Source organism: Wolbachia endosymbiont (group A) of Epistrophe grossularia (assembly GCF_947251435.1).
GTDB classification, from domain to species: domain Bacteria; phylum Pseudomonadota; class Alphaproteobacteria; order Rickettsiales; family Anaplasmataceae; genus Wolbachia; species Wolbachia pipientis.
This window is the reverse complement of record NZ_OX366363.1, coordinates 847155-873987: the sequence shown is the minus strand read 5'-3', so window position 1 is coordinate 873987 and position 26833 is coordinate 847155. Positions and strand designations below refer to the sequence as shown.

The 26833-nt window shown below is 34.5% G+C and carries 24 protein-coding genes and 2 pseudogenes; 17 read left to right on the top strand and 9 right to left on the bottom strand.

The window, feature by feature from the left end:
• Positions 1 to 212 precede the first annotated feature (212 nt).
• Positions 213 to 605 carry a TraR/DksA family transcriptional regulator gene (locus OPR28_RS04185; protein ID WP_010963040.1) on the bottom strand — a complete coding sequence of 131 codons (393 nt, stop codon included), beginning with the start codon at positions 603 to 605 and terminating at the stop codon, positions 213 to 215.
• Between the two features lie 106 nt (positions 606 to 711).
• Between OPR28_RS04185 and OPR28_RS04180 the strand changes: the two genes are divergently transcribed.
• The gene (locus tag OPR28_RS04180) at positions 712 to 1359 is read left to right on the top strand and encodes a heme exporter protein CcmB (protein WP_151808123.1); all 648 of its coding nucleotides are present in this window, start codon (positions 712 to 714) and stop codon (positions 1357 to 1359) included.
• 458 nt (positions 1360 to 1817) lie between these two features.
• On the opposite strand, the gene trmB is transcribed toward OPR28_RS04180, so the two are convergent.
• Positions 1818 to 2483: a tRNA (guanosine(46)-N7)-methyltransferase TrmB gene (gene trmB / locus OPR28_RS04175; protein WP_012673367.1), complete on the bottom strand. Its 666-nt coding sequence runs from the start codon at positions 2481 to 2483 to the stop codon at positions 1818 to 1820.
• A gap of 139 nt (positions 2484 to 2622) precedes the next feature.
• Between trmB and OPR28_RS04170 the strand changes: the two genes are divergently transcribed.
• The 3 genes from OPR28_RS04170 (at position 2623) to OPR28_RS04160 (ending at position 4982) form a co-directional block, all read left to right on the top strand.
• Complete coding sequence (locus OPR28_RS04170) at positions 2623 to 4275, top strand: 30S ribosomal protein S1 (protein WP_012673366.1); 1653 nt, start codon at positions 2623 to 2625, stop codon at positions 4273 to 4275.
• A 29-nt stretch (positions 4276 to 4304) separates the two neighbouring features.
• On the top strand, positions 4305 to 4583 hold the full coding sequence (locus OPR28_RS04165; protein WP_010963035.1) for an HU family DNA-binding protein: 279 nt from the start codon (positions 4305 to 4307) through the stop codon (positions 4581 to 4583).
• Between the two features lie 72 nt (positions 4584 to 4655).
• Positions 4656 to 4982 carry a cell division protein ZapA gene (locus OPR28_RS04160; protein ID WP_151808012.1) on the top strand — a complete coding sequence of 109 codons (327 nt, stop codon included), beginning with the start codon at positions 4656 to 4658 and terminating at the stop codon, positions 4980 to 4982.
• Here OPR28_RS04160 and OPR28_RS04155 read toward each other — a convergent pair.
• Positions 4957 to 5235: an FAD assembly factor SdhE gene (locus OPR28_RS04155; RefSeq protein WP_006279484.1), complete on the bottom strand. Its 279-nt coding sequence runs from the start codon at positions 5233 to 5235 to the stop codon at positions 4957 to 4959. The two genes, OPR28_RS04160 and OPR28_RS04155, sit on opposite strands and share 26 nt — an antisense overlap.
• Positions 5236 to 5334: 99 nt before the next feature.
• On the opposite strand from OPR28_RS04155, the gene rseP reads away from it, so the two are divergent.
• The 8 genes from rseP to surE all read left to right on the top strand — a co-directional run bounded on the left by rseP (position 5335) and on the right by surE (position 18107).
• Positions 5335 to 6453 carry an RIP metalloprotease RseP gene (gene rseP, locus OPR28_RS04150; protein WP_012673365.1) on the top strand — a complete coding sequence of 373 codons (1119 nt, stop codon included), beginning with the start codon at positions 5335 to 5337 and terminating at the stop codon, positions 6451 to 6453.
• 8 nt (positions 6454 to 6461) lie between these two features.
• Positions 6462 to 8798, top strand: a complete 2337-nt coding sequence (bamA, locus tag OPR28_RS04145) for an outer membrane protein assembly factor BamA (protein ID WP_320157043.1) — start codon at positions 6462 to 6464, stop codon at positions 8796 to 8798.
• The gene (locus OPR28_RS04140) at positions 8799 to 9350 is read left to right on the top strand and encodes an OmpH family outer membrane protein (protein WP_265023561.1); all 552 of its coding nucleotides are present in this window, start codon (positions 8799 to 8801) and stop codon (positions 9348 to 9350) included.
• A 4-nt stretch (positions 9351 to 9354) separates the two neighbouring features.
• Positions 9355 to 9786 carry a 3-hydroxyacyl-ACP dehydratase FabZ gene (gene fabZ / locus OPR28_RS04135; protein WP_006279640.1) on the top strand — a complete coding sequence of 144 codons (432 nt, stop codon included), beginning with the start codon at positions 9355 to 9357 and terminating at the stop codon, positions 9784 to 9786.
• 45 nt (positions 9787 to 9831) lie between these two features.
• Complete coding sequence (locus OPR28_RS04130) at positions 9832 to 12714, top strand: FAD-dependent oxidoreductase (RefSeq protein ID WP_265023560.1); 2883 nt, start codon at positions 9832 to 9834, stop codon at positions 12712 to 12714.
• A gap of 303 nt (positions 12715 to 13017) precedes the next feature.
• Positions 13018 to 14577: a proton-conducting transporter transmembrane domain-containing protein gene (locus tag OPR28_RS04125; protein ID WP_155969468.1), complete on the top strand. Its 1560-nt coding sequence runs from the start codon at positions 13018 to 13020 to the stop codon at positions 14575 to 14577.
• Complete coding sequence (gene ffh / locus OPR28_RS04120) at positions 14562 to 15905, top strand: signal recognition particle protein (RefSeq protein WP_265023559.1); 1344 nt, start codon at positions 14562 to 14564, stop codon at positions 15903 to 15905. The genes OPR28_RS04125 and ffh overlap by 16 nt, the downstream gene beginning before the upstream one ends.
• Positions 15906 to 17354: 1449 nt before the next feature.
• Positions 17355 to 18107, top strand: a complete 753-nt coding sequence (gene surE, locus OPR28_RS04115) for a 5'/3'-nucleotidase SurE (RefSeq protein WP_010081939.1) — start codon at positions 17355 to 17357, stop codon at positions 18105 to 18107.
• Positions 18108 to 18127: 20 nt separating this feature from the next.
• Here surE and hisS read toward each other — a convergent pair whose 3' ends face one another.
• The gene (hisS, locus tag OPR28_RS04110; protein WP_265023558.1) at positions 18128 to 19354 is read right to left on the bottom strand and encodes a histidine--tRNA ligase; all 1227 of its coding nucleotides are present in this window, start codon (positions 19352 to 19354) and stop codon (positions 18128 to 18130) included.
• A complete protein-coding gene (locus OPR28_RS04105) occupies positions 19351 to 19923 on the bottom strand; it encodes a NifU family protein (protein WP_049973585.1) in 573 nt (190 codons plus the stop codon). Before OPR28_RS04105 ends, hisS begins: the two co-directional genes overlap by 4 nt.
• A 169-nt stretch (positions 19924 to 20092) precedes the next feature.
• Between OPR28_RS04105 and OPR28_RS04100 the strand changes: the two genes are divergently transcribed.
• The 3 genes from OPR28_RS04100 to OPR28_RS04090 all read left to right on the top strand — a co-directional run bounded on the left by OPR28_RS04100 (position 20093) and on the right by OPR28_RS04090 (position 22789).
• A complete protein-coding gene (locus OPR28_RS04100; RefSeq protein WP_264329184.1) occupies positions 20093 to 20344 on the top strand; it encodes a DnaJ domain-containing protein in 252 nt (83 codons plus the stop codon).
• Positions 20345 to 20429: 85 nt separating this feature from the next.
• The gene (locus OPR28_RS04095; RefSeq protein WP_264337924.1) at positions 20430 to 21662 is read left to right on the top strand and encodes a cytochrome b; all 1233 of its coding nucleotides are present in this window, start codon (positions 20430 to 20432) and stop codon (positions 21660 to 21662) included.
• Between the two features lie 368 nt (positions 21663 to 22030).
• A complete protein-coding gene (locus tag OPR28_RS04090) occupies positions 22031 to 22789 on the top strand; it encodes a cytochrome c1 (RefSeq protein ID WP_010963022.1) in 759 nt (252 codons plus the stop codon).
• A gap of 138 nt (positions 22790 to 22927) precedes the next feature.
• Here OPR28_RS04090 and OPR28_RS07140 read toward each other — a convergent pair.
• Positions 22928 to 23026: pseudogene (locus OPR28_RS07140) on the bottom strand (IS5 family transposase); the annotation flags it as partial.
• Positions 23027 to 23073: 47 nt separating this feature from the next.
• On the opposite strand from OPR28_RS07140, the pseudogene OPR28_RS04085 reads away from it, so the two are divergent.
• Positions 23074 to 23196 (top strand): annotated as a pseudogene (locus tag OPR28_RS04085) (IS630 transposase-related protein); the annotation flags it as partial.
• A 71-nt stretch (positions 23197 to 23267) separates the two neighbouring features.
• Positions 23268 to 24005, top strand: coding sequence for a tRNA pseudouridine(38-40) synthase TruA (truA, locus tag OPR28_RS04080; RefSeq protein WP_010963021.1), 738 nt, complete (start codon positions 23268 to 23270; stop codon positions 24003 to 24005).
• A 79-nt stretch (positions 24006 to 24084) separates the two neighbouring features.
• Here the strand turns inward: truA and dnaN are convergent, their stop codons facing one another.
• The 3 genes from dnaN to OPR28_RS04065 all read right to left on the bottom strand — a co-directional run bounded on the left by dnaN (position 24085) and on the right by OPR28_RS04065 (position 26749).
• Positions 24085 to 25242 (bottom strand): DNA polymerase III subunit beta, encoded by a 1158-nt coding sequence (gene dnaN, locus OPR28_RS04075; RefSeq protein ID WP_038199350.1) that lies wholly within the window; start codon positions 25240 to 25242, stop codon positions 24085 to 24087.
• Positions 25243 to 25365: 123 nt separating this feature from the next.
• Positions 25366 to 25863: an invasion associated locus B family protein gene (locus tag OPR28_RS04070; protein ID WP_006279310.1), complete on the bottom strand. Its 498-nt coding sequence runs from the start codon at positions 25861 to 25863 to the stop codon at positions 25366 to 25368.
• Entirely contained in the window at positions 25856 to 26749 is an 894-nt protein-coding gene (locus OPR28_RS04065; protein ID WP_174515941.1) for an RNA polymerase factor sigma-32, read from the bottom strand. The genes OPR28_RS04070 and OPR28_RS04065 overlap by 8 nt, the downstream gene beginning before the upstream one ends.
• Between the last annotated feature and the right edge of the window lie 84 nt (positions 26750 to 26833).

Sequence of the window (26833 nt, the reverse complement as noted above, 5' to 3'; positions counted from 1 at the left end):
ATTTAATGATAAAAAATTTAGAGAGAAATTTTATACACTATCGCTGATATTTTTCCTTAAGTTGACGCCATTGCCTGAACGGATACAACTTAATTTTTAATCTGCAGGAGTCAAGTTGAGAATGTCCAATTTTCCACTTTCTTTATAGCATAACATACTTCAGCGCCTCTTGCTCCTCTTGAAGTCCAATGGGCTCACCACTTATGTGTAAATTAATCGTTAATGTTGTACACGTTCTTTTCTTTTTCTACTCTCTCTTGCTCTTCAATACAATATATAGCAAGCGGATTAGCTTTAAGTCTTTCGACTCCTATTTCTTCTCCTGTTCCATCGCAGTAACCATAAGTGCCTAATTTTATTTTTTCTAACGCCTCCTTAATTTTTTCTTTTCTATCTTTTCGACGCTTGATTAATTCCTCGTTTCCACTATCTTCATCAGAATAGTATGTATCAATACTATTATCTTCTAGTTCTTGTTTCTCTAACTCAGCGAGTATTGATTGTAACTTTAAGCTGAAGTATTCCAGTTGTTTTACGCTCATATATTCTTCATCTTCTGAAGGAGTGTAATCTTCTGGTGACTTTATTTTTGGTAACTTTTCCATAATTGCATTATCAAAAAAATAATAAAACCTATATAATTTATGAACAAAAAATTATACTACCTCAAAGTAAACACTATAATTTATAATAAACATTTAAAAGCCTAGTATGATCGACTCAGTAAAAAAATTAGTAATAGATGATAAGAACTTTACCTATATAGTATGTATTTTTATCATAATGTTAAGTTTATCTTCATTTACACTTAAAAACAACAATAAACAAGAAGTTATGTTAACATTAACATGGATATGTGCTACATTTGTTTTGCAGATTTCTACAAATAATTTGTTTACATCTGATTATCATGATGGAATATTAGAGCAAATCTTTGTACAGCCACTCTCTTCTAGGCTTATAGTTGCTTATAAAATTTTCGCTCACTGGTTATTATTTGGGTTACCGATTTCAGTAATTTCTTCCATATTCAGCTTTGCAATTCTAGGCAATAGTATTGAACACTCAATAGCAGTTGGAGTGTCTTTATTATTTAATACGCTGATAATCATTAATATTTCAGCTACTGGAAATGCATTGATGATTGGTCGAAACAACTTAGCATCAGGAGTATCGCAAATTCTTGTTTTGCCAATGATAATGCCAACCTTTGTGTATTTTAAAATGCTAACTCAATTTGAAAATTTATCCTTGAATATTTATACACTACTAATCACCATCTTAGTTTTTGTTATTTTGATTGTTAACAGCACCATAACTACTCACATGGCACTAAAATTTGCTGTGGAACAGGATTGAAAAATCTTACTGTTATTCAGTAGACTTCTTGCATAACCTAGAAAAAAGGCAAATAGTTATTATAGATTTAGGTTTATCGACAATTTGAAAAACCTTCATTCCAGCATCCTTCCCTGTCATCCAAGTAGCCCTTCGTTGTCATCCCAGTGTCAAAAACTGGGATAACAGCTAACCTGACAACCGTCATCCCGCTACTTGTTAGCGGCTAAGAGATACCGTGACAGTATGACGGTTCGCGGTGGCATGACGATAAGCCTCATCATCCCGCTACGTGTTAGCGCCGCGGCGGCATGACGAGAAAGGGGCTACTTGGATGATACCTTTTTTCTACTTAGTTTGGGTTATGCAAGAAGTCTATTCCTTCATAAGGAGAAGTAGTTAAAGGAATTTACTCTATTTCTCCCTCTTTTTTTATTATTTTTAATCTATAGTTAACGTAAAAGAGATATGCAAAAACTCTATTGATCCATAGTCTGCAAATTATTAATAACACTTACTTTAAAGAACCTCACTTTACGCTGATCTTTGAGCGCTCTTCTGTGGTATTTTGTAAGAGTATAACTTGTGAAATCGTCTTCCCTATAGATTAAAGAGTTACACTGCTTTATATGTGATGCTATCCACTCTGCATAGTCCTGATGATCGGTTGCAATGAATATTTCCCCTGTTATAAGTATTTTTTTTGCTAATAAATTTAAAAATTCCGTATTAATTAATCGTCTTTTATTGTGACTTCTTTTTGGCCATGGATCTGGAAAGAGAATAAAGAATCTTTCAACACTGTTATCAGGAAAATTTGCAATCAATTCTCTTGCATCTTCTGTCCACATTAAAATATTTTTTATGTTCTGTATTTCTATGTTTGTTAGCAAGCGAGAAACCCCCTTTAAGTAGGGCTCACATCCTATAAATAATAGATCAGGTTCATTGAGCACCTGGTAAAGCATATTTTCACCGTTGCCAAAGCCTATTTCTACCCATATTCTTTTTTGTGAATTTACAATTTTCTCTATAGATTCCTTGCTGTTTTGAATAGAATATTTTTCCAATATTTCATCAACATCAGGTTTTAGCCTGGACCTTCTGGAGAACGATCTAATCCACTTGCTATTCTTAAATAGCATATTCTTGATACATATATAATTTTCTCACTATATTTTATATAGCTTAAACAATTCTCGAAATGAGTTAATGAAAAATTACTTGTCAATAATTGTTAATATTATATAATATATGAGTTCTAATAAAGTTTAAGTTAAAGGTATGAATAATAATAATCCAGTCGTAAATCTACCGGTTACTATCAGAAAGCTATCATCAAACAAATTTATAGAAGAGATATGTCAAGGCCAATTTGAGGATCAAGATAATACCTTGTTTGAAGATTCTTTTGTTAACAAAATTAAAGAAGGAGATGTGGTAGAAGGTGTAATTACAAGAATAAACCCTAACGACGTTGTGGTTGATATTGGTTTAAAATCTGACGGGAGAATTCTGATCAAGGAACTCGGTTGTAATGATGAGGTCATTATTGGCTCGAAAATCAGAGTTTATGTGGAAAGAATTGAAGATTATCATGGTAATGTTGTTCTTAGTCGTGAAAAAGCAATTAGGGACGAAAAATGGAATAAGTTGGAAGAAGATACAGTTACAAGGGCTGAAGTAAGCGGAGTTATTAAACGCTCAATTAAATGTGGCTTTATTGTTGATCTTGGTGACGGAATAAGCGCTTTTTTACCGCTGAGTCATGTGGATTTGAAGCAAGTAAAAGATGCGAAGCACCTTATTGAAACTGAACAAAAGTTCATCGTGCTTAAAATGGATAAGAAGCAGGGCAATATTGTAGTATCAAGAAAGCTGGTGTTAGAAAAATTGCACGCTGGTGAAAAAATTAAATTTTTAGAATCTTTAAATGAAGGCGATATAATAGAAGGGAAAATAAAAAGTATCACTCATTACGGTGTATTTGTCGGTATTCATGAATCAGATGTAGTGGGAGTTATAGATGGATTGTTACATATTACAGATATCTCTTGGAGTAGGGTAAGTCATCCGTCTGCAGTTTTTACTTGTGGTCAGACTATAAAAGTTAAAATTATAAAAATAGATAAGGAAAATGCTAAAATTTCCTTGGGTGTGAAGCAGCTAGAAGATAGCCCTTGGCAAGATGCAGAGTCAAAATATCCAGTTGATAGTGTGCATAAGGGTTATGTAACAAGCATAGAAGATTATGGATTATTTGTTGAGCTTAGACCTGGAATTGAAGGTTTAGTGCACTCGTCAGAAATAACTTGGGTTAAGAGTAATTTACCAGTTAGTAGTCTCGTAACAAGGGGACAAGAAGTATATGTAAAAATTCTCAGTATTGACATTGCTAAGAGTAGGATGAGTTTAAGCATGAAAAGGTGTGTAGACAACCCTTGGCAAGTATTTATCAATAAATATCCTCCTGGTTCTATTGTTTCTGGTGAAGTGAAGAATAATACCGGCTCATATGTATCTGTTGCTTTCGGTGATTCTGAAATAGATGAGAACGTAGAAGGGACAATATATGTGAAAGATTTTAGTTGGTCTAAAAATGGTTCAGATGAGATAAAGAAGTATAATGTAGGTGATAAAATAGAAGCAAAAGTAATAAGGGCTAACGTGAATCGGGCAAGAATTTATCTTGGAATAAAACAAATAGAGTATGATCCTCTTGAAGAACTGATAAAGAAAGTTAAGGTAGGTGATAAAATACAGGTTATTGTAGGTAAGAGAGAAGATAATGGACTAGTCGTTGAAGTTGAGAACGATGTAACCCTTCTAATAGATCAAGAGCATTTACCAGAGAATAAAAAATTCTCTATATCAGAAAAAATAGAAGTTGAAGTATTGGGTGTTGAAGAATATAACATAGCATTATCTGCTAAGTGATAAGGTTTACTTATTTTGGCTTCATATAAATGGCAACAAAGTCTGATATAATAGCGAGGGTAGCAAAAAGACATCCTTTTTTAGATAAGATTGTTATAGCAGCTATAGTTGATAGATTTTTTGGGATACTTTCAAGCACATTGAAACATCATAATAGAGTTGAAATTAGGGGGTTTGGTTCTTTTTCAGTTAGAAGTTATAACTTGAAAGAAACAAGCCATTTAATGTTACAGAAGTTTACAAAGAATCAATACTTTAAAACATATTTTCGTAGCAGTAAAAAATTATCTGATTTGATAAATGAATAAAAATTTATACCATAAATAAGATGAAAGTAGGGGTTTGAGTTTATACTGTACGATAGAAATTTTTAGCACCATATGCAAGTAGTAGAAATAGTTATACGTAATAACACATACAAAATATCTTGCGAAAGTGGGAAGAAGAGCCATTTATTACGCCTTGCTAATAGTTTTGACAAGCTAGTTGGTTCTGTATCTCAAAAAATTGGAGGTAAGGGGTCGGATGCATTAAATTTCTTACTTGCAGCACTAATTCTTGAGGATAAAATTTTAGAATTAACAAAGCGATTAGATGAAGTAAATCAAGAGCGCGAAAAGTATAGAAACGAGAAAAGAATAGAATATACTGAGGTACTAGATAAGGTAAATAAGATTATCACTAATCTTGAGTGCATAAAGGATTAGCTTCAATAAAGCAAGCAATTAAATTGACTATCTGACTATTCAAGCCAGGAGGGAGGTTTGTCTTACGAGTTATGTAACAATATAATTCGTAATCATCAAGATCAACTATTTTTTCGTATTCGATTAGTTCGCTTAAGGAAAATTTATCAAGATATTTCAATGCGAAATGCCCTAAAAGTATATCGGTTTCTTTGCAACCCCTATGCCAGCTTCTATATATTAATTTTCTTCTGAGTAGTGAGGTATCTGTCATTACAATTAAACTTTTTTTAATTTAAAAGTTAAACTAAATACTTGTCAAGCGAGGCGCATTTTAATATACTTAACATTTTGTTAAGATCTAAATATACAGGTGGAATTAATTTCTAATCTTATCCATCAATTTAGCGATGGAATATATTATTTTTTATCATTTTCTTTAATAATTTCTGTCATAGTATTCGTGCATGAATATGGGCATTATGTTGTTGCCAAAGCATGCAAAGTTAAAGTTGAATCTTTTTCCATAGGTTTTGGTCCTGAAATTTTTGGTTTTAACGATAAGTCTGGAACTAGATGGAAATTAAGCGCTGTTCCATTGGGTGGTTATGTTAAAATGCTAGGAGATACTAATGCAGCGAGTGTCCCAGCTGATCAACAAGAATTAACGGAAGAAGAAAAATTGTATTCATTTCATACAAAACCGCGTCATAAAAAAGCAGCAGTAGTTTTTGCAGGGCCTTTTGCAAACATGGTATTTGCTGTTATAGCTTTTACAATATTTTTTAGCATAGCAGGTTATTATCGCACTCCACCGGTGATTGAAAATGTAATCGAAGGTAGTGCAGCTAAGCAAGCTGGTTTGTTGCCAGGTGACACTATTACACAAATCAATGAGCATAAAATAAAATACTTTGAAGATATTTCACGTGTGATAATGTCGAATCCTAAAACAAGAATGGAGATTGAGTATAGCAGAAATAATGAGAAGCACAGGACCAGTTTAACTCCATTAATAATCAAGGACAAAGACGTTTTTGGCAACACAATAGAAAGAGAAACTATAGGGATTATTTCAGTCAATACATTAAAGCAGTCGTCTTTTCTTGGGGCTGTGAGCTTATCAGTAAGTGAAACTTACCACACTATGTGCTTAACGATCAAAGCTCTCTTTCACATTATTGTTGGTAAAAGGAGTATCAATGAAATAGGTGGACCAATAAAAATCGCAAAATATTCAGGACAATCAGCTAAAAAGGGATTTATTATGGTTCTATATTTTATGGCAATCATTTCAGCTAATTTAGCTGCAATTAACTTGCTGCCAATACCACTGCTAGATGGTGGGCATTTATTTCACTATATCATAGAAGCGGTTATACGTAGGGATTTAAGCTTGAAATGTCAAAAATATGCAGCTATTTTTGGTGCTTTAGTGTTGTTTTTGCTTATGGCAACTGGAATGTCAAATGATATCAGGGATCTTTTTTGAAATAAAATATGAAAAAGCTATTTTATATACTGGTAGTGGTTTTTATTTCTTTTCCTGCCCTGCTTGTTGCTTTAGGAACTGCGGAAAAAGTGCAGGTGAAAGATGTCAAATGTATTGGTAATGAGAGGGTAAGCAACCAGACAATAGGGTTCTATATAAAACTAAAATCTGGTGATTATATAAACGACGATGATATAGACTCAATTATAAAAGATCTATATAAAACAAAGTTATTTGCTAGTGTTAATGCTTACATAGATGATAAAAAAAATTTAGTAATAAAAATTCAAGAAAATCCACTGATTAACAAGGTAGTGTTAAAAGGCAATAAGTTATTTAACAGCAAAGAGCTGCTAAATAATGTGATTCAATCAAAGTCGCTAACTATTTTAACTGAAACAAAATTGCAAAACGATTTAATGAATTTAATCACTACTTATAGAAATAACGGTAAGGTTGGCGTTAAAATTGAATATGAGTTGGAGAAGCTCGATAGTAATAGGGTCAATCTAATTTTCAAAATAAAAGAAGGCAAAACCTCTAAAATTAAGGATATAAGATTTATAGGCAATAAAAACTTTTCTGAAAATGAGCTAGAGCAAGTTATTAAAAGACATAGTAATGACATATTTAGTAAGTTATTTAGAGCCATTTTTAAAGGCGAAAATCATTATTCACCGCAATATCTATTGATTAACACAGAATTGCTCGATCGTTTTTATTCGTCTAAGGGATATATTCAAAATAATATTCAACCAATTGTTGAGGTTGATAATAACAATCAAACAGAGTTAACTTTTTTGATTGACGAAGGACAGCAGTATTTGTTTGGAAATAATGAGGTTAATATTGAAACTGAAATTCAGGATTTGAGCCTAAAAGAAGAAATATTGGATTTTATAACAGAGGAAAACGATAAGATATTTAATAGAGTTAAAATTAATAATACAGTAGAAAAAATAAACAAATATTTAAATGAAAAAGGATATATATTTGCAAAAGTTAATCCAGAGTATGCACAACGTGACAACGTTGTAGATGTAACCTACAGAGTGCTGCCGGGTAAAAAGATTTATATAAATCAAATTACAATTGATGGTAACGATCGCACTTTAGATAAAGTGATCAGAAGTAAGCTAAGTGTAGCAGAAGGTGATGCGTACAATATATCTGAGATTCAAAAGTCACGTAAAAAACTAATGAGTAGTGATTTTTTTGAAACAGTGAAAGTAAATAGTTACGCAGTTAATGACAATACAGTAAATCTTGACTTAAATGTTAAAGAAAAAAACACTACTTCGTTGTATTTGGGAGGAGGTGTGTCTCTTCCTGGTGGAGCATTGATTAAAATTGACCTCAAAGACCGTAATTTATTTGGTACTGGAAAAGAGCTCTCTTTTGCTCTTGAAAAAAGTCAATACGTATTTTCTACTGATTTAGAGTTTGTTGAAAATAATTTTAACGATTCTGATACGTCACTAGGCATGGGTGTATTTTATGAAAAACAAGATAAACCAAACACTACTTTTGATAGTTGCGATATGGGATTTTTTACAAAGTTATCATATAAAGTCACAGAGAACTTAACTAATTCCCTTCGCTATTCTTATAAGTATAATCATATACACATGGATAATAAGGGTGGACAAGACACCGATATCTCTGAAATAATACTGGACCGAAAAGGTAAACATCAGATTTCATCAGTGGGATACACGTTGGCATATAATAAACTGGATAATCTATATGCTCCAAAAGAAGGGTATTTACTGCGCTTAAGTCAGGATATTTCAGGATTGGGAGGAAACGTGAATTTCCTAAAATCTGAATTCTTATCTTTTTATACGCACCCTATATTAAGCAAAATTGACGATGATATAACGCTACGCTTTAAGATGGCGGCAGGTCATATTTTTTCTTATACTGATGAAAATCTAAACATTGGCCAGCACTTTTTTAAAGGGGGTAATGAGATTAGAGGGTTTGACCTTTCCGGTATTGGACCAAGAGCAGAAGACAAAAATAAAAGCTCATTAGGAGGCAAAACTTATTTTAATCTAACACAGCAAGTGGATTTTCCTCTACCAAAACTATATGACTATGCTGGTATCAAAGGCTCACTATTTGTTGACTATGCGACACTTTTTGGCTTAGATGATAAAAATAAGAAGTATGAAGGGAAATACTATGATAGCAAGCTTGTGAGAGTGTCACCAGGTTTTGGCTTTTCAATGCTTTCTCCTTTTGGTAGACTTAGATTGGATTTCGGGTTTCCTTTAGTAAAGGAATCTTATGATATAATACCATCACCAAATGTTAAATTTTCTATTGAAGCGGGGATTTGAATGAAATATATACAGTTATTTATATCAGTTATTGCCTTAATTATTTCCTTATTTGTGGGGTATAAGTTTGTAGGATATCAACCTCAGAACACAAAGGCTGCCATTATTGATAGTGATAAAGTTATCAATGAATCTCTTGCTCTGCAAAACATACAACAACAAATAAAGGAGCAGAATTCTAGATTACAACAAGAATTTGAAAGTGAGTTAGAAAAACTTAAGCCATCAAAAGAAGAATTTGAACTTTTGTCAGAAGAAGCAAAAAAAGAAAAGACAGAACAGTTTAATAAGCACACTGTAAATACTAGAGATAATTACGCTAAAAAAATGTTACATTTAGAAGAAAGCTATAGAGACGCAGTAGAGAGTGTTTTTAACAAGATAAAAGAAGTCGCTAAAAAAACGGCAGAAAAAAACAACATAGATTTGGTACTATTTATTTCAAAAAAGAACCAAGTTTTATACTCTATGGACGAAGTTGATTTATCAGATGTGGTACTAAAAAATGTAAACAAGGAAGTACCTGAATTTGCTTTACAAAGCATTGAGTAGGATTATGCAATTTAATATCAGTGATATTATAAAAATATTACCACATTCTTATCCGTTTCTCTTAGTAGATAGGGTTATAGAATGCGACCCTGGCAAAAGTATAAAAGCAATCAAAAATGTGACTTTCAATGAGCCATTTTTTATTGGCCATTTCCCTGGTCATCCAATAATGCCCGGAGTCTTGATAATTGAATCTCTAGCTCAGGCATCTGCTATATGTGTTCTAGGTAAAGAAACAATAGAAAATAAAGTTGTTTACTTGAGATCCATTGAAAATGCAAAATTCAGAAAGCCAGTTACTCCAGGGGACACATTGATTCTTCAAGCTAACATTCAAAGTGTGTGTTTAGGTGTACACAAATTTAGGTGTATTGCATCTGTTAGCGAAGAAAAAGTTGCAGAAGCAACAATCTCAGCAGTATTGCAAAATAAATAAAATCTTCATCTGTAAGAAACAGCATGTACACTGTATAGTATAGCAATGAAGCTGAATTTCAACATCTCATTTTCTAATCTATATACTCGCAATGGATTAATAAAATTAGATGAGACATTTTTGAATTATATCAAATCATGTGATGAGAGCTTGTTTTGTTCATTAATTGAAGCAAGAGAAAAAGCAGCTTCTTCTTCGATGTCATCCCAGTGTCACCTCCCATCATCCCAGTGTCACCCCCCGTCATCCCAGTGCTTGACACTGGGATCTAGAAAACAAGAAGGACGGTCAGCTACTTGGATGACAGATAGTCAGTTAATAGTAGACCTCTCATATTTACTTGATGAATTTATTGCAAAACTTTTCAATGTTGAAAAAGAAATAGAGGAGCTAAAGAAAAAGCACAACGACTTTGCTGTAATATATAAGTGCAAAAGATTATTTGTCCAACGCTATGCATTGAAGAAATACACTAATGTGGCGAATATAGATATTACTAACAAACTAAGTCATTTTCTCACTTTGCCAACAACAGAAAAAAATTTTGCTGAGCAGGTGATGCATTGGTTTGAAGATAAAGAAAATCACAAAGAAGAAATAGAACTTGCAGCACAATATGCAGTGTGGAGAGTAAAAAATAAACAGAGTATATTATTCAGTATTCATAAAAAAATCGACCACGAAAACCTCATATCATTTTCTAAAAAAGAAGTAGACAAAGTTGAAGTGCTGCATTCAAATGAAGTAAAAAGACGATACGGTTTTGATCTAACAAGCAAAAAGGTGAGTTTGAATAAAGCACTAGATAATGCTCACTACTGCATATTTTGTCATAAGCAAAGTAAGGACAGCTGCTCAAAGGGGCTAATTAATAACGACAATACTTTTAAACAATCTCCACTAAAAGTTGAACTGCACGGCTGCCCACTAGAGCAGAAAATATCAGAAATGAATCTGGTGAAAAGCGAAGGGTACAGCATAGCAAGTCTTGCAATTGTGATGATAGATAACCCATTATGCGCAGCCACTGGACACAGAATATGCAATGACTGCATGAATTCGTGCATATATCAAAAACAAGAACCCGTAAATGTGCCAGCAATTGAAACAAGGATTCTGGATGATGTGCTCAGTTTACCGTACGGATTTGAAATATATTCTCTGCTCAGCCGTTGGAATCCTTTAAATTTTCAGCGTTCATTGCCAAGAGAAAACACTGGAAAAAACGTTCTAGTTGTAGGCCTTGGTCCTGCTGGTTTTAATTTAGCTCATCATTTGTTGAACGATGGGCATAACGTTATCACCATTGATGGACTAAAGATTGAACCTTTGATCGATAATTTCCAGCTAATTAAAGATTTCAAACACGAAAAATTGAGTGAACGCACGGCAGGAGGGTTTGGTGGGGTGGCAGAATATGGTATTACTTCTCGGTGGGATAAGAATTACTTAAAGATTATTAGATTACTGCTGGAAAGACGTGAGCATTTCGCACTTTATGGAGGCATTCGTTTTGGTGGCACGATTAATGTTGATGACGCGTTCAACTCGGGTTTTGATCACATCGCCCTAGCACTTGGCTCTGGTAAGCCACGAATGATCAAAATAAAAAACATACTAGCTCGTGGAGTACGCATGGCATCTGATTTTCTGATGTCGTTACAACTGACTGGCGCTCTTAAATTTGATTCTATAGCAAATCTGCAAGTTCGTATGCCGATAGTTGTCATAGGGGCGGGGCTTACTGCGATTGACACTGCCACTGAAGCTTTAGCGTATTATCCAATTCAAGTAGAAAAATTTCTTCTTCGTTATGAGATATTAGTTGATAAGTATGGAAAGGACTGTGTTGAAAAAGATTGGACAGAAGAAGAGCGCGAAATTGCGAATGAGTTTATATCGCACGCACAATTGATCCGAGAAAAGCAAAAGTTAGCAAAAAAAGAGAATAGAGAAATAAAAATATTAGAGTTAATGCAGAGCCTCGGGGGAGTGAAAGTTATATATAGAAAAGAGCTAAAAGATTCACCAAGTTATCGATTAAATAGCGAAGAGGTGCAAAACGCATTATCAGAAGGGATTTACTTTATTGAAAACTTAGAGCCAGTTGAAGTTGTGACGGATAAATATAACCATGCTGAATTAATAAAACTGATAGACACAAAATCCGGCGAAATCAAACGTATAAAAGCACGTTCTATTTTTATAGCAGCAGGTACTGAGCCAAATACAGTTATTGCAACAGAAGATAAAAAGCATTTTAAATTAAGTAATGGGTATTTTACTCATTTGAATTCATCAGGAAAAGCAATAGATCCAATATTTTCTCCTAAGATGCAGAATAAAGACAGAATATTAGTATATAAGCAAGGCAATAAAACAATCAGCTTTTTTGGTGATCTTCACCCTTCGTATAGCGGTAGCGTCGTGAAAGCTATGGCAAGTGCTAAGAACGGCTACCCTATTATTTCTCAGCTTTTGAGTGGAGTTAATAGCTTCGTTTCTGTCATTCCAGTGTGTGATGTTGTGGGCCAGAAAAAAAATGCGTGGTCAAGTGTTGAAGACCTGGCTAATAAAGAATTCTTCAATAGAATCAAAGAGCAATTCACTGCAAAGGTTATAAAAGTTCAATATTTAACAGACAAAGTTGTGGAAATAGTGATCAAAGCACCACTTGCGGCAAAGAATTTTAAGCCTGGGCAATTCTTTAGATTGCAAAATTTTGAAACCAATGGCAGAAAAGCCAATAATACAAACCTTGCTATGGAAGGTATAGCCGTAACCGGCACTGAAGTAGACAAAAAAAAAGGAATTATTTCCACTATTGTGCTGGAAATCGGCGGCTCCACTAATTTATGCAGACACTTAAGAGAAGGCGAGCAAATAATTCTTATGGGCCCAACTGGCAGACCTACTGAGGTTTACTAAGTCTCAATATTAAAGTGATGCCAAATTTTATTTCAAAAAGTAAATAATTTACTAACGCTCGTGCACAAATTAAAAATAAATTATGCACGAGTGTAGCGTTATGAATTAGGAGTGCTATATTAAAGCTTACCTCACTATTAAAGCTATCGGTCAGATTAGATTAAAAACCTAATCTGACCGGTTTCTCTATAACCCTCTAAACTCTGATATAATTATATGATAATTAGTTTAATTAGTGGTTAATATGCAAATTGATTTTATTCATATATTGAGATAGCATAAACCATATTGGTTTTAATTATTGTGCAACTTTATAAATCGTCACTGTTACTTCTACTGACTGTATTAATAGTTATAGTCCTAAAATTACCTGAAAATTTGAGCATTGCAGTAAATTGGTCTCTCCCAATTCTAGATTTTGATTTATCTTTTCGTACCATACTAATATCTTTTTTATCAGTTGCATTTTTAGCTGTTCTACCAGCACAAAATTTGACTTTTTCAGAGATGCTATCTTTTGCTGCTTACACTATTAGTTCACTTTATGCAGTTTTATCTGAACATATGATATTGGTTATAATATTCTGTGAATTAATGACCATCAGTGCATTTTTTATTATCGCAGCTAGCTGTAGAGATAGTGGACCTGCAATAAGGTACGCTTGTGTACACTTTTTCGTTGGAGTTATATTAATAGCAGGATTGGCACTTCAAAGCACTAACCTGATAATTTTGGGTTTATTGATAAACTGCGCTTGTTTTCCTTTTTCATTTTGGGTTGTTGATGCATATCCTGCTGCATCGCTACATGGCACCACATATCTCTCTTTATTTACCACTAAAGTCTCTTTTTTAGTGATGCTTTTACACACTTATAACCTATGGCAAGATTGTACTGAAATATTAGCGCTTGTAGGCGCCATCACTGCAATTTACAGCATTATATTTGCTTCTCTTGAGCAAAATATTCGCAGATTTTTATGCTATAACGTTGTAGGACAAATGGGCTTGCTGATTATTGCAGGAAGTTTGCTCAGTCCTTCGGAAAAAGCAATACCAATTTTGATACTGCATATAATCTTCTCTCTTGTTTATCAATCATTATTGTTTGTGGTCAGTAATTCGATTATTTCACAAACAAAAACAATTAGTTTTAATGGAGTGGGTAAACTGATGTCAGTGGAAGGCATGTGTGCTATAATCGCAATACTTACAATGGCTGCATTTCCTGGAACCGTTGGATTTATCAGTAAATCATATATCACAGCTGAAATTGAAATGAACACTGTTGCCTTAAAAGGGTATAAAAATTTATATAAGCTTCTAAATTTGCTGCTTCATTTAAGCGTGGGGCTAAAGTTTCTTTATTACTTATTTATTGCAAAAAGTAAGTCAAAACCTTTAGCAGAGAGAGGAGGCAAAATGACTATGATTATTTTAGCATTTATATGCGTAATCGCTGGCAATCCTTACTTACCTATTTACAATAAACCTTCGATTTTCGATTTTGTGTACAACACAAAAAATATTTTGTCGCAATTTAATTTGTTACTATGTACCACTTTATTGTTTATTCCTTTACGCAAGTTATTTTACCCGAGAGTAAATTTTAAAATGGATGTTGATTGGATTTTTAGAACTTTCATATCCTATATTGTCTTGTTGTTCAATCAGTTAGTCTCTAAAACTAGAGAAATGTTTGCCAGCGTAGTGCAAAACTTGACTAATCCACTTACTGGTTTATACTTTAATAATATTACTAAACTTAAAGAAGTGCTGGGTTATAACTCAGTGAGTTTTGTTTCAGCTTCTTCTCTCTTTTTAATGAGTATTCTACTAATGCTATTATGTTTAAATCGTTAACTGAAAATTTAAATTCTGTATTTAGTAAACTGAGAGGAAAGTCAATCATTTCTGAAGATGATTTTAATCTTGCCATGCGTGAAATACGCATAGCCTTAATTGAAGCTGACGTTTCACTTGAAGTTGCAAAAAAATTCATCAACGACATTAAAGATAAAGTGATTGGGGAAAAAGTCATAAAAAGTGTTTCTCCAGCACAAATGATAATTAAAATTGTACAGGATAATTTAGTTGCAGTTCTCGGATCAGAGAAAAGTGACTTAAATCTAGCAGTTAAACCCCCTGCTGTGATTATGATGGTGGGCTTACAAGGTGCAGGTAAAACAACTACCTCAGGAAAGCTTGCTTTAAAACTAAAAAAGCAAAAGAAAAAAGTGATGCTTGCCTCTTTAGACATTTATAGGCCTGCTGCCCAGAAACAACTTGAAGTGCTAGGTAAACAAATAGATGTGCAAACTTTACCTGTAGTAATAGATGAGAAGCCCATTACAATTACAAAAAGGGCAATAGCAATAGCAAAGAACGATAATTATGATGTATTAATACTAGACACTGCAGGCAGGCTTCATATTGACAATAATATGATGAATGAGTTGAAAGCCGTAAAGGAAATAGCTTCACCTGCAGAAGTTATTTTAGTAGCCGACGCAATGATAGGCCAGGATGCGGTCAACATTGCCAAATCATTCAATGAGGTAATAGGTGTAACCGGCATTATTCTCACCCGTGTTGATGGTGATGCACGTGGTGGTGGTGCTCTTTCTATGAAAATGATCGCCGATTGTCCAATTAAATTTATTGCTTGTGGTGAAAAATTAAGTGACCTCGATGATTTTTATCCCGATAGAATTGCAAAAAGGATACTTAGCATGGGTGATGTTGTCTCATTGGTTGAAAAAGCTGCTGAGATTGTTGGTCAGGAAGAAATTGATAAGTTACAAAAGAAAGTGAAAAAAGGTAAATTCGACCTAAACGACCTAGTGGGAATGTTAAAAACTCTGAGTAAAATGGATGGCATTAGCAACATAATGAAATTCATTCCTAGTTCATTTACAAAAAAGCTAAGTAGCAGTGTGCCAGATGACAATAAAGTGAAAAAATATATAGCCATCATAAACTCAATGACTGAAAAAGAAAGGCAAAATCCAGATATTTTAAATGGCAAAAGAAGACTTAGAATTTCTAAGGGGTCCGGAACAACTGTAACTGACATTAATCTTCTAATTAAGCAGTATAATCAAATGAGCTCTATGGTAAATAAGTTCAGTAAAGTTGACCATAGTAAACTCAAAGAATCTGATTTGATGGATATGCTAAGCAGAAAGTAAGTCAGCAGGTAGTGGAATGAGACAAATCATCAGTAAACCTTTAGCTATATCAAAAGCGGCTTAGGTCTCGCAAAAAAATTTACAGCTTCTTGCTAGCCAAGAAATTTATTATTAATTTTAAGAAATACTATAGCTGACCCAAGCAACACGTCATACCGCCGCGGTATCTCTAGATCCCGCTAACACGTAGCGGGATGACGAGGCTTACCTTATCGGATTGTTTCAACACGTCATACCGCGATTCATTCGCGGTATCTCATCCGCTAACAAGCAGCGGGATACTATCTACACCGTCATACCGCGATTCATTCGCGGTATCTCATCCGCTAACAAGAGATCCCGCTAACAAGCAGCGGGATGACGAGTTACTATACCGCTGCGAACCGTCATACCGCCGTGGTATCTCTAGATCCCGCTAACACGTAGTGGGATGACGATTGTCAGGGTAGCTGTCATCCCAGTAGCCTCTTTCTCTTGTCATCCTAGTGCCCTGACTACTTGGATCCAGGAAAAAGAATGGTGTCATGAAAGTAGCTGACACTGGTCTCCATCCAAAAGGGTGTCATCCGAGTAGCTTGACTACTTGGATCCAGGAAACTTAATTGCAAGTAATGCATTGGGTTTGGTGAGTATGGGTTTTGCGTTATAGAATGAAGCACTTTTTGTGAATTTGTAAAGAAAACTGGATCCAAGTAGTCAGGGCACTGGGATGACATCATCCTTTTTTTTGGATTCCAGACTGGAATGACAGCAGTCCTACGTCATACCGCGATTCATTCGCGGTATCTCTAGATCCCGCTAACAAGCAGCGGGATGACGGTTGTCGTTTAGCTATAAATATTTAAGAAATTTACTAAACAGAAAAAAAGGCAAAAGAAGCCCCGTAGTTGGCTAATTACTTACATTATACTTTCAAGTATGGCGTTTTTTTATTCTAAACGCTTAATAACCGCGACTCAGCTGCTTTTAAATGCAACTAACCTTAGCTATAAATGTTTAAGAAATTTACTAAACAGAAAAAAAGGCAAAAGAAACCCTAGGGTAGCTAGTTATTCACTATCCATTTTTTAAGTTGGCGTTTTTTTATGTTTTAAACGCTTTATAAGCGCGTTTCAGCTTATGTAGGTAGAAGTTTGATAAAGACATAAGGTGCACATAGTGCAAAAAATTAAACATGAGACGCCAGATACGTGAGTTTTTTTGTCATTTAATCTGTACAGAGAAGATAAATAAATAGCTTCAGTTTCATGATAAGGGGGCTGGCGGAGTTTGTCAAGTAAGTTTTTTCGTTTCTATTGTAATGACAGTTATGGCCTGTGCAAGAAATCTATTGATTTACAGCAGGTTCTTTGTTACAGTCCACAGTTATGCAAAGAAACTTAAAGCCTCATGAGTTTATTTACAGCCAGTGGTTTACATAATTTGGAGCTGTATAGCTGAGTATTGTATATGATAATATTGATAACAAACGATGATGGCTTTGGAAGTGAAGGAATAAAATTACTCAAAGAGGTTGCACGGAATTTTGCGTCAGAAATATGGATAGTGGCACCAGATACTGATAGAAGCGGAGCTGCAAGATCTCTTGATTATCCAGTGAAACAATCTATTGGAATAAAACAACATAGTGAAAGGGAATTTAGTGTGTCTGGTACTCCTGCAGATTGTGTCATTATTGCGCTAAATAAAGTTATGAATAAAAAACCAGACTTAATATTGTCCGGAGTAAATATTGGATCAAATGTCGGGGACGATATTTGTTATTCAGGAACAATTGGTGCTGTAATGGAAGGTGCTGCAAGGTCTATACCTTCTATTGCGCTAAGCCAAGTTTATCATGATAAAATAGACTGGCACAATACAAAGGTTTTTGCACCAAAGGTTATTGCCAAGCTAGTTAAGGTTGGTTGGCCTAAAAACATAGTGATGAGTGTAAATTTTCCTGCTACGGAAAAAGTAAAAGGAGTAGAATTTGCTGAACAAGGTGAATATAACATTGATGGGGATTTAACTTTTACTGAAAATTCGAATGGCTCTTTTAGCTTAAATTGGTCTCGAGAGCACTCAGGCAGTGGTAGTATAAATAAAATAAAAGAAGGATTTATTACTATTACACCGGTAAAATTAGATTTTACAGATTATGATACATTGAATACTATGAAAAATTCTTGTGCAGACGAATTTTCTTCTATAGCTGACTGAGAAAAACATTTGCATTGCTCCTAATAGATATTTTCTATTGTGTTATCGCGAGCAATTATTTTTTCTTCACCTGTATCCATGTTTTTAATCTTTAAAGTTTTACTACTCAATTCTTCATCGCCAAAGATTAAAGCAGCTTTAGCATTTGCTTGATTTGCTTTTTTCATTCGGGTTCTGAGCGTTCCGCTATATTCATAGATTACATATAAACCATTTCTGCGCAATTCATTCGCAAGTGTTAGGGTATATTCTTCAACCTCTCTACCGATTGGAATTAGGTAAATAGGTCGCTCTTCTTTCGGAGAATAATTGATTAACTCCATTATGCGCTCAATACCCCCTGCAAATCCTATTGCTGGAGTGTGTTTTCCACCTACTGAAGATACTAAATTATCGTATCTTCCACCGGCAAAAACTGCCCCTTGTGCACCTAAATCCTCTGTAACAAACTCAAACACTGTGTGGCAATAATAATCCAAACCTCGAACTAGTTTATTGTTTACGGTATAAGGTATATCAAGAATTGTTAATCCATTTAGTATTTGTTCAAAGAAATCTGAGGACTCTTTCGTATAATAATTGCTGATTTTGGGCGCATCAGAAATTATTGATTTATCTTTCTCGTCCTTGGAATCCAGTATTCTGAGTGGGTTTTTGATCAACCTATTTTTGCTATCTTCTGATAGATCATTTTGATACTTTGTAAAGTATAAGATCAAAGCTTCTCTATACTTAGTTATTGTTTCACTATCACCCAGAGAGTTGATTTCCAGCTTTACATTTTTATTGATGCCAAATTCAGTTAGTAAGTGCTGAGCGAGTGATATCAATTCAACATCGGCTTTTGAATCTTCTACACCAAAAACCTCAAAATTTATCTGATGAAATTGCCTCTGTCTTCCCTTTTGCGGTCTTTCGTAACGAAATGCAGGCCCTGTTGAAAATAATTTTATCGGCGTTTGCAGTTTTTTTTCAATGAGTAGCCTGACAACTGCTGCAGTGAACTCAGGACGTAAAGTTATGCTCTTTCCCCCTTTATCATTAAAGGTGTACATCTCTTTAGTGATGATGTCTGAGCTATCACCTAAAGTCTTTGTGAAAACTTCCGTATATTCAAATATTGGAGTTTGAGCAGGCAAAAAGCCATATAGACTTGAGATTCTGCTTGCTGTTTGCTCTATGTGTTTAAACTTGTACCATTCATCAAACAGGAGATCTTTTGTTCCTCTAACCGTTTGATTAGTCATAGTGTGGTCTCTATACCTGCAACCTCTGGTATGTGGTAGCTCAGCATATTCTGCACTCCTTGCTTTAAAGTAATTGCAGCACTTGGGCATCCAGAGCAAGCTCCTTGTAACTCAACATAAACTATCCCGTCTTTATAGCCACGAAATTTGATATCGCCACCATCTTGAGCAACTGCAGGTTTGATATAACTTTCCATCAATTCTTTTATTCTATTTACAATTTCTATATCATTTTCATCGAAAAATTCCTCATCTGATATATTATTATCATTCACTCCTTCTTTATCTAGCGCTTTTCCACCTGAAGTAAAGTGATCCATGATTGTAGTTAAAATTTCTACTTTTAGTGTATCCCAATTAATTCCACCCAATTTTGTTACTGAAATAAAATCATGACCAAAAAACACTCTTACCACATGTTCTATTTGAAAAAGATTTGCTGCTAACTTGGAGTTTTTTATTTCATCTGCATTTGAAAAATCAGCCGTTTCTCCTTCGTTTAGAATTGCAAATCCAGGAAGGAATTTTAGCGTATTTGGGTTTGGTGTTTCTTCAATCTGGATGAACATGTTATTTACCATGACAATTATAATTGTTACTATTTAATCATAAAATGATAAAAAAATATACATGTCATTCATCTTTTTTCTTTTTTTAGTATTCATAGTAATTACATTTGTCTTGCCTAGCGTTGTTGTATTTTTTCTTTTCCTGACAAAAAAAAATAATATAAGTTTCATGATGAACTCTATATTGAGTAAGTTTTTGAACGAATTTAATAGCAGTAGAAGTTATACTGAAAATTACACTGGTGATAACATGTCCAAAGATGAAGCATTAAAGATACTGGGGCTGAATCCTGAGGCAAGTCAAAATGAAATCAATAAAGCATATCAAAATTTAATGAAATTAGTTCACCCAGATAAGGGAGGCTCGGAATATTTTGCACAAAAGTTAAACGCGGCACGTGATAGGTTGCTGAAGAGGTAATTAATATTGCTTTAAAGTTTTTATTTGTGCATAAAGGATAAGCTGCTACAATAAAACGAGTTAAAGGTAGAGAAAGCTTTAAGTTATGCAAGATGATACTAAAAAAAAAACAACGATAGAAGAAGAAAAAGGCATATTAGGGTGGATAGAATATAGACTGCCTATATTTTCTTTTCTAAAACACACCGCTTCTTATCAAGTACCAAAAAACTTAAATTATGCTTGGAACTTTGGCTCTTTGGCTGGTATAGCGCTAATTTTACAAATAATAACAGGTATATTTCTTGCTATGCACTACACTCCGCATGTTGATTATGCGTTTAATAGTGTAGAGCGCATAATGCGGGATGTGAATTACGGGTGGTTAATACGCTACACTCACGCTGTTGGAGCATCGCTCTTCTTTATGGTAGTCTATGTTCATATAATGCGTGGATTATATTACGGATCTTATAAAAGACCGAGAGAGATGGTGTGGTTTATTGGAATATTTATATTTTTTGCAATGATGGCAACTGCCTTTATGGGATATGTATTGCCTTGGGGACAAATGAGTTTCTGGGGTGCAACAGTTATAACCAACTTATTTTCTGCTATACCTTTAATTGGCAATAAAATAGTTATATGGTTATGGGGTGGTTTTTCAGTGGATAACCCAACACTTAACCGTTTTTTCGCTCTGCATTATCTTCTGCCTTTTGTTATTATTGCTTTAGCTATGCTTCATGTGATAGCTCTGCATAGGTTTGGCTCTGGTAACCCAAGTGGAGTGGAGGTAAAATCAGATAAGGATACCATCCCTCTCTATCCTTATTATATAGTCAAGGATTGCATAACTTTTGGTCTGTTTTTTGTAGTTTTGTTCGCATTTGTTTTCTATGCTCCCAATTATCTTGGGCATCCAGACAATTATATAGAAGCTGATTCTATGGTCACTCCGGTACATATAGTGCCAGAGTGGTATTTTTTACCTTTTTATGCAATGCTACGTTCAATTCCAGATAAACTTACTGGTGTGCTTACCATGTTTGCGTCTATTTTAGTGTGGTTTTTGTTACCTTGGCTTGATAAATCAAAAGTTAAAAGTGGTGCTTATCGCCCGGTGTTTAAGAAATTTTTTTGGGTTTTTGCAATAAATTTTGTACTTCTTGCCTGGCTTGGAGGACAAGAGGTAAAAGAGCCTTACATCACTATGAGTAGGCTATCTACTCTTTATTACTTTGCATACTTTGTGATAGTTTTACCACTGCTTAGTAAGTATGAAAAGCCAAAAGAACCACCAAAAACCTTAAGTGATTCTGTGCCGGAGATGAGGTGATGTCAATTCAAAGCAGATCTCTTACAAAATTCTCTGTCATCCCAGAGCTCTCTTCTGTCATCCCAGAGCCCTCTTTTGTCATCCCAGTGCTTGACACTGGGATCCAGAAAAAAAATAAATGGATTCCAGCATCATGTACACAATTGTATGAACGTTGTATACAACACACAGTGTCATTCCACTATCTTCCGTTGTCATCCCAGTGCTTGACACTGGGATCCAGGTATAAAAATACTTACAAATCATGCAATGGACAACAGATTCTAGGAGTGCATGATAACCATAATGTCAGTGATGAAATAAGCTGGATTCCAGTGTCAGCTACTTGCATGACATCAATTCGAAATTTACTAAAACAGTGGTTATGCATGGGATCTAATGTATTTGCAATCTTCTGCATGTTATTTCTATCTAGTCTTATATCTGCAGAAGAATTTAAATCATCACCAAATAAGAAAATAGACTGGAAATTTGATGGAATTGTCGGATCTTTCGATAGAGAGTCAATTCAGCGTGGCTATAAAGTGTATAAAGAAGTCTGTGCTGCTTGTCATTCAATGAATAGGGTAGCATTTCGTAATTTGCAAGATGTCGGTTTTTCTGAAGAAGATGTAAAACAAATAGCAGCTTCTTATCAAGTTAAAGATGGTCCGAATGATTTGGGTGAAATGTTTGACAGACCTGGAGTACCTTCGGATTATTTTATTGCGCCTTTTGATACAAAAGAAGCAGCTGCAGCAAGCAACAATGGTGCAGTCCCACCAGACTTATCATTAATTATTAAAGCAAGGCATGATGGTGCAAATTATGTCTATTCATTGTTAACAGGCTATCAAAACGGCGAACACGATGAAAATGATTTATATTTTAATTCGTATTTTCCAACAGGCAGATTAGCTATGGCGCCACCACTTTCTGAAGGAATGGTGGAATATGATGGTGCAAGGCAAGCCACAGTTGAAAATATGGCGTATGATGTGATAAATTTTTTACAATGGGCAGCAGAGCCAGAATTAGAGCGCCGGCATAAACTTGGATTAAAAGTAGTGGCGTATTTTATAATTTTAACAGTGTTTTTTGTATTAACTAACAACAAAGTTTGGAGCAAGCTCTATAAAAAGAAGTGATAGTCAATTTTGCCTCAAGCACAATGGTTGTCATCCAAGTAGCTAACACTGGTTCCTTTATGACGGTGTCATCCGAGTAGCTGACACTGGGATGGCTTTGTCGCATCGTACCTTATACGGTAATAATTTACGATAAATTCATGTAGCCATTTCGAATTTAGCCATACCAATGTCAGTAAATTTATTAAGCAAACAGCACTTAATGAGCAGTTCTTTTTCACGATTTATAGCTCTTTTCATAGAAGTCCGGATGTGATAAGGATAGATAATGATAAGGAGGTTGAATGCCAGCAGCATATAGTTATGATTTAAGAAAAAAAGCAATGGAGGCGCTAGACGAAGGAGAAAGCAGAGAAGCAGTGGCAGCAAGATTTAAGATTGGACGAACTACTTTATGGGAGTGGCAGCACTGTAGGCTTGACCATAAATTATGTTAAGATAGAAAATGACTATTTTAGATAGAGCTTGATGTAATGCAGTGCGATACAAAATAACGGTAGAATATAATGGTAGTAATTTCTCTGGTTGGCAAAAACAGCAACACTCTGCTAACTCAATCCAGGAGAAGATAGAAAATGCTATATTTAATTTTAGTGGTGAGAAAGTTACTTTGTACTGTGGTGGCAGGACTGATGCAGGAGTTCATGCTTTAGGACAAGTTGCTCATTTTGATATGGAAAAGGAATTTGAGCTTTATAGAATAAGGAATGCAATAAACTATCATTTAAAATCAATTCCTATAGTCGTGCTTAATGCAGAAGTTGTAGATGATGCGTTTCACGCACGGTTTTCAGCAAAAAAAAGATATTACGAATATAGAATAGTTAATCGCTATGCTCCTGCCGCTCTGGAGACGGGTTATGTATGGCAAGTGTTTAGCCCACTTGATGTAAATATTATGCGTGAAGCTGCTAAACATCTACTTGGAAAACATGACCTTTCAAGTTTCCGTTCAAAAGATTGTCAAGCCGCAAATCCGATAAGAACAATTGATGATATCGATATAATACAAAATGGGAATCATATACACATCAAAATATCTGCTATTTCCTTTTTACATAACCAAGTGAGGATTATTGTGGGTACTTTAGTTGAATTTGGAAAAAATAGAACCAATCCGCAAGAAATGCTAAATATATTAAACCAATGCAAAAGAAGTGCCGCTGGAGTTACTGCACCACCTTTTGGCTTATATTTGGTAAAGATAGATTACTAATTTAATAAAAGCTAGTGAAATAAGTGCCATACCGCCACGGTATCTCCAGATTCCGCTAACAAGCAGCAAGATGACGAGTTTAAGTTCTCATTGGCATTACTACATATAATGCACTTGAATCGTCTTCATCAGTGATAATTGTAGCACTATTACCATCGGCTAAGCTAAACTTACATTTATTTTTTATGCAGGATAGAACATCAAGTAAATAACGCGAGTTGAACCCTATTTCTATAGGGGCTTCATTGTAGTCCACTTCTATGGATTCAGTTGCATCACTGCACTCTTGGGAGTTTGAATGCAGAGTTAGCAGCTTTTCTTGTAGTGAGAATTTAATAGATTTTACTTTATCAGATACAACAACGGAAACTCGATCTATAACGTCTGAAAGTTTTTTACTTTCAATAATCATATGCTTATCTTGAGATGCTGGAATAACTGCTTTATAATTTGGAAAAGTTCCATCTATTAATTTTGATATTAGAATATATTCACCGCATGTAAACTTGATTTTTCTGTCTGAGAGTTTTACTTTAATTTCATTACAATCGTCCAATATTTTTAACAGCTCCATAACAGTTTTACGTGGAATGATCACACCAAATTCGCCATTGATGTTCCCAGGCTTTGGCCTCTTTATACATGATAAACGATGGCCATCAGTTGCAACGCAGTACAGAAATTGCTCATCTGTATGTAGATATATTCCATTTAAATTATACCTTGTATCATCTAGTGATACAGCAAATTTTGTTTTAGTTAATAAGTCTATCAGGTCTGTATTTAGTAGAGTAAAATCATGTTTATAATTGTCTTCTTCAAGAGCAGGAAAGCTGCTTGAAACTACATTCGGTAAAGAAAAGTTTGCATTTCCGCAAGACATCAATAATTTTCCTTGGTTGTTTACTTCAAAATTGACATCCAAATCAGCGGGTAACTTCTTCACTATGTCATGTAAAGTATGCGCTGAAATTTTTACTTCTCCTTCTGTTAATACGGTTGCAGCAAGTGAGGCAAACATTGAAATGTCAAGATCAGTTGCCATTAATTTTATGCTGCCGTGTTGTGCTTTGATATTTATACACGCCAAAACATCTATTGCATTACGCCTTTCAACCACTCCACTTACTCTGGATAATGTATTTAAAAGACTTGTGCGGCTCACGCTAAAACGCATCTGCTCGCACACAGAATTTTGCTTTTTGATTTCTGTATCTACACCTGCAACCTCTGACATTGCTAACTCTCAAAAATATATTTTAAATGATATCCACATCCCATATAAAGTAAAGTGCTATTTATCGAAAGGGCAGTCTGTTTTATACTACAACTGGAAAATTACCTATTCTGTTACAATAATTTACTTTGTATGGCATAAATCATGCATTTTTTGATACGCTTTTTGAAAACCAAGTAGGGAATAAGTATCATCAATGGTCACTGTTTTTGTTTTTCCATTAACTACCATTGATAATCCCTGCTTCATTTTTAGAATGAGATCTTGATCTATTTTTGTATGCTCTGCCCACGCAAAACTTCCCTGTATTATGGGCAGTGTATATTTAATTTTTTTGTCGATATTGAGAGCTACAGGCTCCTTATCATACTGAAAACCAGAGGTAACGCTTACCTCATCTGCTTTTTTATCAACATAACTAACCATTACATACGGCTTGCGATTGGTTGTATAATATTCGCTTTTTTTTTTAGGATAGGATACAATATAACATACTTTCTCTCCATCTTCCAATGCAGTATACACGAGCCAATCTTTATATTTTTCCTTCAATTGTACATCACTAACCGATGCAAAAGCGCCTATCGAAAAAAATATTAGAAATATAAAAAAACTACGCATGCAAACCAAATTTCAAACTTTCAGATTGTATATATTGTTTTACCTTAGCCATCGCCTGCTCAGCCAACTGCCTTATTCTTTCTCTTGAAACACAATATTTTTTACTAAGTTCATCCAGAGTTTGAATGTTTTCAGACAAATATCTACTGATAAAAATGTCTCTTGCCCTTTCGTTGAGGCTCGCTAGTGCATTGTTTAAAATTGTTTCTTTTAATTCTTTTTCTTCATGATTCTGATAGGTTACTTCTTGACTAACCAAGTTACATGGGATCATATCTTGTAGCTCCCTTTTAGAGTCATCACCTATTTTTATGCAATCGTTTAGCGACTGATCCTTACAAGCCATACGGTAATTCATCTGCAGAACGTCTCCTTCGGATACAGAAAGCTCATTAGATATTGCTTTTATTTCTTCATTATTTAAGGTTTCCCTGTTTGTATACTGTAAAATTCTTTTTTTTATTTTACGTAAACTAAAAAACAATCTTCTTTGTGCTTGCGTTGTGCCTATTTTCACAAACGACCAAGATTTCAATATAAAGTCTTTTATTGAAGCTTCAATCCACCACACCGCATAAGTTGAAAAACGAAACCCTAAATCAGGATTAAACTTTTTCACTGCATGCATTAAACCCATATTTCCTTCCATGACCAGGTCCATCAACAATAGTCCATAATTTTTGAATTTCATTGCAATTTTCACTACCAAATTCAAATGGCTGGTAATCAATTTATGAGCAGAAGAAACATCCTTATATTGGTTCCAATTTTTTGCTAATCGTACCTCTTCCTCTTGAGACAGCATAGGAAATTTTTGCACCCTAGCAATATATTGCATGAGATTGGTTCTGCTATCGACACATAAGCTTGCCATTGGGGTCAACATAACAACTTAAATTAAAACTTCATGCATATAATATATTGATTTTCCAGCAAAAATTCAAGCTTTGATTTGAAAAAAGTACAAATT